The organism is Streptomyces sp. NPDC049837 (assembly GCF_040674455.1).
Lineage (GTDB): Bacteria > Actinomycetota > Actinomycetes > Streptomycetales > Streptomycetaceae > Streptomyces.
The window spans coordinates 585906-597564 of sequence record NZ_JBFAMP010000004.1 but is presented as its reverse complement, the minus strand read 5'-3'; the positions used below and the strand labels follow the sequence as shown (position 1 = coordinate 597564).

The following is an 11659-nucleotide window of genomic DNA, read 5'->3' as shown; positions in this document are numbered from 1 at the left end:
CGACGACCCCCGCCGGGGGGGAGAGCGGGGGTCGTCTCTCCGGCCGACTCGGGGGGGGAGGAGCCGGACCGGGTTAGCACGGTCGCGAACGATCCGTGACTTCCATGGTGTACCCGAGAGCCTTCTCAGGCAAACCCACACGCCCCAGCGTACGCCGAATGGCGGGCACCTATGCTCGGGCTCGTGGAAAACCACTCCTTGCCGCGCACAGCAGCCTTCTTTGACCTGGACAAGACGGTCATTGCGAAGTCATCGACGTTGACCTTCAGCAAGTCCTTCTACCAAGGCGGTCTGATCAACCGCCGCGCCGTACTGCGGACTGCCTACATCCAGTTCGTCTTCCTGGCCGGCGGCGCCGATCACGAGCAGATGGAGCGGATGCGTGAGTACCTCTCCGCCCTCTGCAAGGGCTGGAACGTCCAGCAGGTCAGGGAGCTGGTCGCCGAGACCCTGCACGACCTGATCGACCCGATCATCTACGACGAGGCGGCGTCCCTCATCGAGGAGCACCACGCCGCCGGCCGGGACGTCGTGATCGTCTCCACCTCCGGCGCCGAGGTCGTCGAACCCATCGGCGAGCTCCTCGGAGCCGACCGGGTCGTGGCGACGCGGATGGTCGTCGGCGACGACGGCTGCTTCACCGGTGAGGTGGAGTACTACGCCTATGGCCCCACCAAGGCGGAAGCGATCCGCGAGCTGGCCGAAACAGAGGGGTACGACCTCTCACGCTGCTACGCGTACAGCGACTCGGCCACCGATCTGCCGATGCTGGAGGCCGTGGGCCACCCGTACGCGGTCAATCCCGACCGCGCGCTGCGCCGGGAGGCGGCGGCGCGCGACTGGCCGGTTCTCGTCTTCAACCGCCCGGTCCGGCTGAAGCAGCGCTTCCCCGCCTTCCGGATGCCACCGCGTCCCGCCCTCGTCGCCGCGGCGGCGGTGGGTGCGGCCGCGGCCACCGCCGGTCTCGTCTGGTACGCCAACCGGCGCCGCCAGTCGGCCTGACGACATCCCGGGCAGCTCAGCAGGTACCCGACCGGCCCCCGACGGGGCACAACAGGCCAGGTAACGGGCATCCGGCCCCAATAGTAAAAAGTGGAGCCAGGGCTTTCGCATCCCCCCGGACGGTAGTACAAAGGACTTAACGGCCCGCGAGACCGAGGACATCCGAAAGGATTACCTGTTGAGCAAGAAGGCCCCACGGACCGAACAGCACGAAAGCTGAGCACCCACGCGACGTCGACCCGTCGATTACGGGCCAGCCGCACCAGGCGTCGGGCAAAGTCCCCGCCTGATGGGCACATATCGAGGACGCATGGTAACTCGGCGGACGTGCCAGCGGCGGTACCGTTCAGCGGTACCGCCGCAACCCTGTCCGGGACCTCTCCAGCCCCGCCGCGCCGCCCTTACGCCGCACCCGCCCCGCCCGTCGCGTCCCTACGCCGCGCCGCGCTGGAGCGCCTCGCACACCGCCGTCGACTCACGCACGCCGAGTTCCACCGCCCGCCCGCAGTGCGCGATCCACCCCGCCATGCCCTCCGGCGTACCGGACAGGTATCCCTCGAACGCCGCGACATAGGCCGCGCGCCCCTGCTCGGCGTGACCGACCTCCGCCGGACAGATGGCCTTCGGGTCCAGCCCGCTGCCGATCAGCACGATCCGCTCGGCCGCCCGCGCGACCAGCCCGCTGTACGAGGTGAAGGGCCGCAGCGCCAGCAGTTCGCCGTGCACCACCGCGGCCGTCACCAGCGCCGGGGCCGAAGTGCCGGCGATGATCAGGTCCGACAGCCCTTCAAGCCGGCCCGCGACCTCGTCGGCGCCCGGCAGTGGCGCGTCGATCAGCGGCTCGTCGACGGGCTCACCGTCCCGCCTCGGCCGCCCGACCGAGTCCGCGGTGCCCGCCTCGCCCGCCGCGACCAGGTGGAGCCGGGCCAGCACACGCATCGGCGACTGACGCCAGATCGACAGGAGCTGCCCCGCCTCGGCGCCCAGCCGCAGGGCGGCACCGACCGTCCGCGCCTCCTCGTCACCGCCGAAGTCGGTACGGCGGCGCACCTCCTCCAGCGCCCAGTCCGCACCGGACAGGGCCGCCGAAGCACGCGCGCCGCGCAGTGCGGCCTCCGAGGTCACCTCATTGCTGCGGCGCCGCATCACGCGGTGCCCGTAGACCCGGTCGACGGCCTTGCGAACGGAGTCCACGACATCGGGCACACCGGGCAGCGTCCCCAGCGCGACCAGCGGGTCAGCGGGATTCGTACTCATAAGTAGCGAGGCTACGCGCCCGGCACCGGCGGGCCCACCTTGGAGTGGCGTTCCTCATACGTACCGGCGACTTCACGCAATGGCTCCGCTACGCGCCGCTACGCTATCTGAACATGAAGATCGCTTTCGTAGGGAAGGGCGGCAGCGGCAAGACCACGCTGTCCTCGCTCTTCATCCGCCACCTCGTCGCCAATGAGGCCCCCGTCCTCGCGGTGGACGCCGACATCAACCAGCACCTCGGGGCCGCCCTGGGCCTCGACGAGGCAGCGGCGGCCGCGCTGCCGGCGATGGGCGCGCACCTGCCGCTGATCAAGGAGTACCTGCGCGGCACCAACCCGCGGATCCCGTCCGCCGAGACGATGATCAAGACGACGCCGCCGGGTGAGGGTTCGCGGCTGCTGCGGGTCTGCGAGGAGAACCCCATCTACGAGGCGTGCGCCCGGCCGGTCGTCCTGGACGACGGCGAGATCAGGCTGATGGCGACCGGGCCGTTCACCGAGTCCGACCTGGGCGTGGCCTGCTACCACTCGAAGGTCGGCGCGGTGGAACTGTGCCTGAACCACCTGGTCGACGGGCCCGACGAGTACGTCGTCGTCGACATGACGGCCGGCTCGGACTCGTTCGCGTCCGGGATGTTCACCCGTTTCGACATGACGTTCCTGGTGGCCGAGCCGACCCGCAAGGGCGTCTCCGTCTACCGCCAGTACAAGGAGTACGCACGCGACTTCGGCGTCGCGCTCAGGGTCGTCGGCAACAAGGTGCAGGGCATGGAGGACATCGACTTCCTCCGCGAGGAGATCGGCGACGACCTGCTGGTCACCGTCGGCCACTCGGACTGGGTCCGCGCGATGGAGAAGGGCCGCCCCGCACGCTTCGAGCTGCTGGAGGCCGAGAACCGGATGGCGCTCCAGTCCCTCCAGAACGCCGCGGACGACTCGTACCGGCACCGCGACTGGGAGCGCTACACGCGCCAGATGGTGCACTTCCACCTGAAGAACGCGGAGAGCTGGGGCAACGCGAAGACGGGCGCCGACCTGGCCGCGCAGGTCGACCCCGGCTTCGTACTCGGTGAAGGGGTCGACGCCGTTCAGCCCGCCTGACGACGGGCGGCGGCGCCGGACGGGCCGGCGGGCGGACCGGCGGGCGGACCGGCGGGCACGGCCGCGCCGGACGCCGGAGCAGCGGAAGGCTGGGCGGCGAGGAAGGCCGTCCAGCCGCCCTCCGGGGCCTCCCCGACCTTCAGGGTGCGCAGCTTGGCCAGCACGGCCGGGTCCTGCGCGTCCAGCCAGTCGGCGAGCTGCCGGAACGACACGCACCGCACGTCGCTGCGGACGCAGACGTTCGCGATCGTCTCCTCGATGGCGCGCATGTACGTGCCGCCGTTCCAGGACTCGAAGTGGTTGCCGATGATCAGCGGGGCGCGGTTGCCGTTGTACGCGCGGTCGAAGGCCTGGAGCATCCCGTCACGGAACTGGTCGCCCCAGAACTGGTGCATGGAAGGGGCGCCCTTGGCCGTCCCCGACTGGTTGACCATGAAGTTGTAGTCCATGGACAGCGTCTCGAAGGACCGCCCCGGGATGGGGATCATCTGGAGGGAGAGGTCCCACAGGCCACGGTCCTTCCCGGGCCACACCTGGTTGTTGATGCCGCTGGTGTCGTAGCGCCACCCGAGCTCGCTCGCGGCGCGGACGAAGTTCTCCCGGCCTTCCAGGCAGGGGGTGCGGGCGCCGATCAGCTCGGTCTCGTAGTCGAACGGCAGGGGCTGTTCGGAGGCGAGGCCGGAGTTCGTCTTCCAGTTCTTGACGAAGGACTTGGCCTGGGAGATCTCGCTCTTCCAGTCCTCGACCGACCAGGTGCCGACACCGCTCTCCGGACCGCAGAAGTGGCCGTTGAAGTGCGTGCCGATCTCGTTGCCCTCCTGCCACGCGCCGCGCAGTTCGCGCACGGTGTCACGGATTCCCTCGGTGTCGTTGAAGCCGATGTCCGAGCGGCCGGGGGCGTGACCGGGCGGGTCGTACAGCGTCGACTTCTCCTCCGGCAGCAGATAGACGCCACTGAGGAAGTACGTCATCGTCGCCCCGTACTTCCGGCCCACCTCGCGGAAGTGGGAGAACAGCTTCTGGCTGTCCTCGCCGGCGCCGTCCCAGGAGAAGACCACGAACTGCGGAGGCTTCTCGCCCGGCTTCAGGCGCTGCGGCTTGTGCAGTCCGGGCTGGGCGCCCGTGTAGGCGGTCGAGCCGTCGCCGATGAGGCGGACCACGTTCTTGGGCGCCGCGGGACGCTGGGGACCGCCCGCGCCCCTGGTGTCGTCGTCCGAGCCGCCGCATCCGGCCAGCCCGGCGACCAGCGCCACGGTCACCCCGCCCGCGACCACCGCCCCGGGCGCGCGCCCCGGGAACCGACCGGTGAGGGAGCCGCGGGCGGCGAACGGCCGGGCGGGGGCGCTGCGGACCGTGTCGTCGCGGGCGGCGGTTCCGTGCGTGACGTTCTTCTTCCTGGCGGCCATCTTCCGCCCACCCTTCTCGTGGTCCACGGAGGTCTCTGCTGCGAGCGCCGTCAACGTCGCACCACGGAAGTGGGTGTGAAGATACGACAAGCCGTACTAGAACGACTAATCACTGAATGGAATGAAACGTTGCCCCATTTGCACCGAAAATAATGCCGGAGTCTTTACTCTGCATTACGATCTGTTTACAGAGAGTTGGCAAGCTCCCGCCGCTGTACGCCGTGACCCACGGCCGCGACCCCACGTTCGTTCCACCCGCACGTAACCGCGACCGCGCAGCCCCGGAGGAGACGGGAACCCATGACTGCCTGCATCCCGGCCCGCACAAGCCCCACCCGCAGTCACCGCACAGGCCGAACCGGCCGCCCTGGCCGCGCCTTCCTCGACGCCGCGAGACCACGCTTCAAGAGGCCGCACAGTCCGCCGCCTTCGGGAGGCGGCCGGCGGTTCCCCGTCGCGGGCGCCGACGTGTCCGCCTCCATCGCCGTGTTCCTCATCGCGCTGCCGCTCTCCCTCGGCATCGCGCTCGCCACCGGCGCCCCGCTCCAGGCCGGCCTGGTGGCCGCAGCCGTCGGCGGCATCGTCGCCGGCCGGCTCGGCGGCTCACCGCTCCAGGTCAGCGGGCCCGCCGCAGGACTCACCCTGGTCACCGCCGAGCTCATCCAGAAGTACGGCTGGCGCACCACCTGCGCCATCACCGTCATGGCGGGGCTCGCCCAACTCGCGCTGTCCGCCCTCCGGGTGGCCCGCTCCGCCCTCGTCGTGTCCCCGGCGATCGTGCACGGCATGGTGGCCGGAATCGGCGTCACCATCGCCCTCGCCCAGCTCCACGTCGTCCTCGGCGGTACGCCGCAGAGCTCCGCCGTGGACAACTTCCTGGGGCTGCCCGGGCAATTGGCCGACCTGCACACGGCCGCCGTGTCCGTGAGCGCCGTGACCGTCGTCGTCCTGCTGGCGTGGCCGCGGCTCCCCGGACGTGTCGGCCGTGCCCTGCGGACGGTGCCGGCCGCGCTCGCCGCCGTGGCCGCCGCGACCGTACTGGCCGTCGTCGCGGTCATCGGCGTACCGCGCGTGGACCTGCCCTCCTGGAGCAGCCACGCGCTGCCCGGGCTGCCCGAGGGGCCCGTTCTCGGTATCGCCACCGGGGTCCTGACCATCACGCTCGTCACCAGCGTCCAGTCCCTGCTGTCGGCCGTCGCCGTGGACAAGCTGGTGGCCGCCCGCAAGAACGTCACGGTCCACGTACCGCGCTCCAACCTCGACCGGGAGCTGGCGGGACAGGGCGCCGCGAACATCGTCTCCGGGGCGCTCGGCGGACTGCCGGTCGCCGGAGTCGCCGTACGCAGCGTGGCCAATGTGTCGGCGGGCGCCGTGAGCCGGCACTCCACGATGCTGCACGGCCTGTGGGTGGTGCTGGCCGCCCTCGTCCTCGTACCCGTACTGGATCTGATCCCGCTGCCCGCGCTCGCCGCGCTCGTGATGGTCATCGGCATCCAGATGGTCAGCATCACCCACATCCGCAGCGTCACCCGCCACCGCGAAGTGGTCGTGTACGCCGTGACGGTGTCCGGGGTCGTCCTGATCGGGATCCTGCAGGGCGTGGCGCTCGGCATCGTCGTGGCCAGCGGTGTCGCCATGCACCGGCTGACCAGGACACGGATCACCAGGGAGACCAAGGAGGGCGTCGAACACATCCGCATCCGAGGGCAGTTGACGTTCCTCGCCGTGCCCCGGCTGAGCCGGGCGCTGCACCAGATTCCGCAGGGTGCCGACGCCGTCGTCGAGTTGGACGGTTCGTTCATGGACCATGCGGCGTACGAGACCCTCCAGGACTGGCAGATGTCCCATCTGGCCCGGGGCGGACAGGTCGAGATGACCGGCCGCACCGGCGTGCGGATCGCCGAGCCCGGCGCGGGCGCCCACGCCTGCTGCCGCCCGTGGACACCCTGGCGCAACCACCACTGCGGCGAGCATCCCGAGGCCGAGCCTCAGCAGCACCACCTGAAGGGGCACCAGCTCGCCAGCGGGCTGAGCTCCTTCCAGCGCAATACGGCACCGCTGGTGCGCGAGGAGCTGGCGAGGCTCGCGCGGGAGGGCCAGCGGCCGTCGCAGCTCTTCCTGACGTGCGCCGACTCCCGGCTGGTCACGAGCATGATCACGGCCAGCGGTCCGGGTGACCTGTTCACCGTGCGCAACGTCGGCAATCTGGTGCCGCTGCCGGGCGCGGAGAGCGGGGACGACTCGGTGGCGGCCGCGATCGAGTACGCGGTGGACGTGCTGCGCGTGCAGTCCATCACCGTGTGCGGGCACTCGGACTGCGGGGCGATGCAGACCCTGCTGAGCAGCGACCCGGACGCGCCCGAGACATCGCTGCGGCGCTGGCTGCGGCACGGGCTGCCGAGCCTGGAGCGGATGAAGAGCGCGCACCGCACCTGGGCCCGGCTCTCCGGGGGCCCGTCCGGCGACTGCACGGGCAGGTTGCCGGCCGACGCGGCCGAGCAGTTGTGCCTGGCCAATGTGGTCCAGCAACTGGAGCACCTGAAGGCCCACGAAGCCGTGGCCCGGCGCCTCGCGGAGGGCACGCTGGAACTGCACGGCATGTACTTCCACGTGGGTGAGGCGCAGGCGTACCTGCTGGCCGGCCCGGATCCGGACACACGCGCGCGTGCGGCTGGCGAAGGGGAAGGTGCCGTCTTCGAGTGGGTGGCCCCGACCGGCAGGGCCGGAACGAGCACTTCTCCGCACGCCCCCTCGCCCGCGTCGTGCACCGCGCCCTCCCCTGACCCCTCCGCAGACACCTGCTCCCACACCTCCTCCCACCCCGCCGCCCGTCCGCCCTCCCGGCCGTCGCCGAGGGAGGGGGCGCCCGCCTGACCGCCGCGCCCGGCAGCACCGCCCGGTCCGCCGAACCTGCGGCGGTGAGCCGCCAGCGGTGAGCCTCCGGCGGCGAACCACCGGCGGTGAGCCTCTGGCGGTCAGCCTTCAACGGTGAACCACCAGCGGTGAACCTTCGGCGGGCCCCGTCCGTGGGAGTGAGCGGTGGCCCCTTCTCCCCACCGCCCGAGGAGGAGGGGCCACTTGACCACCGGTCCCGTCGGCCCCGTTCACCCGAAGAGGTCTAAACCAATAGGCCGGATGCTCTTGTCACCCGGGGCATCGGGCTGATGAGCTATGGGCTGGGACACATCGGACGCCCTGGGAATGGGAGATGTCGTGAGCAACGAGAGCCTGGCCAACCTCCTGAAGGAGGAGCGGCGCTTCGCACCGCCCGCCGAGCTGGCTGCGAACGCCAATGTGACGGCGGACGCGTACGAGCGGGCCAAGGCGGACAGGCTCGGCTTCTGGGCCGAGCAGGCACGTCGGCTCAGTTGGGCCACCGAGCCGACCGAGATCCTCGACTGGTCGAACCCGCCCTTCGCGAAATGGTTCGCCGACGGCAAGCTCAACGTGGCGTACAACTGCGTCGACCGGCACGTCGAGGCCGGGCACGGCGACCGGGTCGCCATCCACTTCGAGGGCGAGCCGGGTGACGGCCGGGCCATCACGTACGCCGAGCTCAAGGACGAGGTCTCCAAGGCGGCCAAGGCGCTCACCGAGCTGGGCGTCCGTAAGGGTGACCGGGTCGCGGTGTACATGCCGATGATCCCCGAGGCCGCCATCGCGATGCTGGCCTGCGCCCGCATCGGCGCCGCGCACTCGGTCGTCTTCGGCGGCTTCTCGGCCGACGCGGTCGCCTCCCGCATCCAGGACGCCGACGCCAAGCTCGTCATCACGGCGGACGGCGGCTACCGGCGCGGCAAGCCGTCCGCGCTCAAGCCGGCCATCGACGAGGCCGTCTCCAGGTGCCCGCAGGTGGAGCACGTCCTGGTGGTGCGCCGCACCGGCCAGGACACGGCGTTCACCGAAGGCCGTGACGTGTGGTGGGACGACATCGTCGCCCGCCAGTCCACCGAGCACACCCCCGAGGCGTTCGACGCGGAGCACCCGCTCTTCATCCTCTACACGTCCGGCACGACGGGTAAGCCCAAGGGCATCCTGCACACCTCCGGCGGCTACCTCACCCAGGCGGCGTACACGCACCACGCCGTCTTCGACCTCAAGCCGGAGACGGACGTCTACTGGTGCACCGCCGACATCGGCTGGGTGACCGGCCACTCGTACATCGTGTACGGGCCGCTGGCCAACGGCGCGACGCAGGTGATGTACGAGGGCACGCCCGACACCCCGCACCAGGGCCGGTTCTGGGAGATCGTGCAGAAGTACGGCGTGACCATCCTCTACACCGCGCCCACCGCCATCCGTACGTTCATGAAGTGGGGCGACGACATCCCCGCCAAGTTCGACCTGTCGTCGCTGCGCGTCCTGGGGTCGGTCGGTGAACCGATCAACCCCGAGGCGTGGATCTGGTACCGGGAGAACATCGGTGGCGGCAAGACCCCCATCGTGGACACCTGGTGGCAGACCGAGACCGGCGCGATGATGATCTCGCCACTGCCGGGCGTCACCGAGACCAAGCCGGGTTCGGCGCAGCGGCCCCTGCCGGGCATCTCCGCCACGGTCGTCGACGACGAGGCGAACGAGGTCCCCAACGGCGGAGGCGGGTACCTGGTGCTCACCGAGCCGTGGCCGTCGATGCTGCGCACCATCTGGGGCGACGACCAGCGGTTCATCGACACCTACTGGTCGCGCTTCCAGGGCAAGTACTTCGCGGGTGACGGCGCCAAGAAGGACGACGACGGCGACATCTGGCTGCTCGGGCGCGTGGACGACGTCATGCTGGTCTCCGGCCACAACATCTCCACCACCGAGGTCGAGTCCGCGCTGGTCTCCCACCCCAAGGTCGCCGAGGCGGCGGTCGTGGGCGCGGCCGACGAGACGACCGGTCAGGCCATCGTGGCGTTCGTGATCCTGCGCGGTACGGCGAGCGAGGACGACACCCTCGTCGCCGACCTGCGCGACCACGTGGGCGCCACGCTCGGCCCGATCGCCAAGCCCAAGCGCATCCTGCCGGTGGCCGAGCTGCCCAAGACCCGCTCCGGCAAGATCATGCGCCGCCTGCTGCGTGATGTCGCCGAGAACCGGCAGCTCGGTGACGTCACCACGCTCACCGACTCGTCCGTCATGGACCTGATCCAGTCCAAGCTGCCGTCCGCCGCCAGCGAGGACTGATCGGCACCGAGGACTGACGCCTCGATCACCACCAAGAGGGCATCCGGCGACGACGCGCCGGATGCCCTCTTCGCACATAAGGTGGCATTCACCGGATATGCCCTCGCGCACGCCGGGTAGGGTGTAAGGACCGCGTCAACAACATGAGCTTCAGGGTGCGCCGGGAAGTCTGGTCGGCATGTGTTTCGTCATGCCCGCCGAACCGACCGGAGGTCCGCCACCGTGACCGCTCCCCGCCCCAGCACCCCGCGTACGTTCCTCGCGCGTCTCCCGCTCCCCGAGCGGACGTACATCGCGGACGCGTTGCGCGCGGAGACCGTCGGCGGTGTCCTGCTCCTCGTCGCCGCCATCGCCGCCCTCGTCTGGGCGAACACCCCGATCAGCGGCAGTTACGAGTCCGTTCGCGACTTCCACATAGGCCCGGCCGCCCTCGGGCTGGACCTGTCCCTCCAGCACTGGGCGGCCGACGGGCTGCTCGCCGTGTTCTTCTTCGTCGCGGGCATCGAGCTCAAGCGCGAGCTGGTCGCCGGCGAGCTGCGCGACCCCAAGGCGGCCGCCCTCCCCGTGGTCGCCGCGCTCTGCGGCATGATCGCCCCCGCCCTCGTATACGTGCTGGTCAACGTCACCGGGGGCGGTTCCCTGGACGGCTGGGCGGTCCCGACCGCCACCGACATCGCCTTCGCGCTCGCCGTGCTCGCCGTCATCGGCACCTCACTGCCGTCCGCGCTCCGCGCCTTCCTCCTCACCCTGGCCGTCGTCGACGACCTGTTCGCGATCCTGATCATCGCGATCTTCTTCACCAGCGACCTGAACTTCGCGGCGCTCGGCGGCGCCGTCGCCGGTCTCGTCGTCTTCTGGGTGCTGCTGCGCACGGGCGTGCGCGGCTGGTACGTCTACGTGCCGCTCGCCCTGGTCATCTGGGGCCTGATGTACAACAGCGGCGTCCACGCCACCATCGCCGGCGTCGCCATGGGCCTGATGCTGCGCTGCACCCGCCGCGACGGCGAGGACCACTCCCCCGGTGAGCACATCGAGCACCTGGTGCGGCCGCTCTCGGCCGGTTTCGCGGTGCCGCTGTTCGCGCTGTTCTCGGCGGGCGTGTCCGTCTCCGGCGGCGCGCTGGCCGATGTCTTCACCCAGCCGGTGACCCTCGGTGTGGTGCTCGGTCTGGTGGTCGGCAAGGCGGTCGGCATATTCGGCGGTACGTGGCTGGCGGCCCGCTTCACCAAGGCGGAGCTCAACGAGGACCTGACCTGGGCGGACCTCTTCGCCGTCGCCACGCTCGCGGGCATCGGCTTCACCGTCTCGCTGCTCATCGGCGAGCTGGCCTTCGCCGGGGACGAGGCGCTGACGGACGAGGTCAAGGCGGCCGTCCTGATGGGCTCGCTCATCGCCGCCGTACTCGCCGCGATCCTGCTGAAGCTGCGGGTACGGAAGTACCAGGCGCTGCTCGCCGAGGAGGAGCGCGACGAGGACATGGACGGCATACCGGACGTGTACGAGCTGCACGACCCGGCGTACCACCTGCGGATGGCGGCGATCCACGAGAAGAAGGCCGCCGAGCACCGGCGCCTCGCCGAGGCGGCGGCCTCCGCCGGCGAGACGGCCGGTGCGGGCGAGACGGCCGGTGCGGGGGAGACAGCCGGTGCGGGCGAAGTGGCGGGGGCATCGCGCGCAGACGGCGACCGTCCGGCATGATCTGAGGTCGGACCGTAGGAGAGAAGA

The 11659-nt window shown here is 70.6% G+C and carries 7 protein-coding genes; 5 read left to right on the top strand and 2 right to left on the bottom strand.

Translation table 11 applies throughout. The features are described from left to right. The first annotated feature begins 171 nt into the window (after window positions 1–171). On the top strand, window positions 172–1002 hold the full coding sequence (locus AB0J57_RS14235; protein ID WP_366128365.1) for an HAD family hydrolase: 831 nt from the start codon (window positions 172–174) through the stop codon (window positions 1000–1002). Window positions 1003–1434: 432 nt separating this feature from the next. Here AB0J57_RS14235 and AB0J57_RS14230 read toward each other — a convergent pair whose 3' ends face one another. Then, a complete protein-coding gene (locus AB0J57_RS14230; RefSeq protein WP_366128364.1) occupies window positions 1435–2259 on the bottom strand; it encodes an oxidoreductase in 825 nt (274 codons plus the stop codon). Window positions 2260–2372: 113 nt separating this feature from the next. On the opposite strand from AB0J57_RS14230, the gene AB0J57_RS14225 reads away from it, so the two are divergent. Then, entirely contained in the window at window positions 2373–3359 is a 987-nt protein-coding gene (locus AB0J57_RS14225) for an ATP-binding protein (protein WP_366128363.1), read from the top strand. Here AB0J57_RS14225 and AB0J57_RS14220 read toward each other — a convergent pair. Next, window positions 3347–4765, bottom strand: a complete 1419-nt coding sequence (locus tag AB0J57_RS14220) for a hypothetical protein (protein WP_366128361.1) — start codon at window positions 4763–4765, stop codon at window positions 3347–3349. The two genes, AB0J57_RS14225 and AB0J57_RS14220, sit on opposite strands and share 13 nt — an antisense overlap. A 300-nt stretch (window positions 4766–5065) precedes the next feature. Here AB0J57_RS14220 and AB0J57_RS14215 point away from each other — a divergent pair, with 300 nt between their 5' ends. The 3 genes from AB0J57_RS14215 to nhaA all read left to right on the top strand — a co-directional run bounded on the left by AB0J57_RS14215 (window position 5066) and on the right by nhaA (window position 11632). Further along, window positions 5066–7639 carry a bifunctional SulP family inorganic anion transporter/carbonic anhydrase gene (locus AB0J57_RS14215; protein ID WP_366128360.1) on the top strand — a complete coding sequence of 858 codons (2574 nt, stop codon included), beginning with the start codon at window positions 5066–5068 and terminating at the stop codon, window positions 7637–7639. 297 nt (window positions 7640–7936) lie between these two features. Continuing rightward, the gene (gene acs / locus AB0J57_RS14210) at window positions 7937–9934 is read left to right on the top strand and encodes an acetate--CoA ligase (protein WP_366128359.1); all 1998 of its coding nucleotides are present in this window, start codon (window positions 7937–7939) and stop codon (window positions 9932–9934) included. Window positions 9935–10156: 222 nt separating this feature from the next. After that, window positions 10157–11632 (top strand): Na+/H+ antiporter NhaA, encoded by a 1476-nt coding sequence (gene nhaA / locus AB0J57_RS14205; protein ID WP_366128358.1) that lies wholly within the window; start codon window positions 10157–10159, stop codon window positions 11630–11632. Window positions 11633–11659 lie beyond the last annotated feature (27 nt).

What these genes read in the sequence shown, in the direction of transcription:
- AB0J57_RS14235 (WP_366128365.1), top strand. Translation starts at nt 172, where the DNA reads ATGCTCGGGCTCGTGGAAAACCACTCCTTGCCGCGCACAGCAGCCTTC.
- AB0J57_RS14230 (WP_366128364.1), bottom strand. Translation starts at nt 2,259, where the DNA reads ATGAGTACGAATCCCGCTGACCCGCTGGTCGCGCTGGGGACGCTGCCC.
- AB0J57_RS14225 (WP_366128363.1), top strand. Translation starts at nt 2,373, where the DNA reads ATGAAGATCGCTTTCGTAGGGAAGGGCGGCAGCGGCAAGACCACGCTG.
- AB0J57_RS14220 (WP_366128361.1), bottom strand. Translation starts at nt 4,765, where the DNA reads ATGGCCGCCAGGAAGAAGAACGTCACGCACGGAACCGCCGCCCGCGAC.
- AB0J57_RS14215 (WP_366128360.1), top strand. Translation starts at nt 5,066, where the DNA reads ATGACTGCCTGCATCCCGGCCCGCACAAGCCCCACCCGCAGTCACCGC.
- acs (WP_366128359.1), top strand. Translation starts at nt 7,937, where the DNA reads ATGGGCTGGGACACATCGGACGCCCTGGGAATGGGAGATGTCGTGAGC.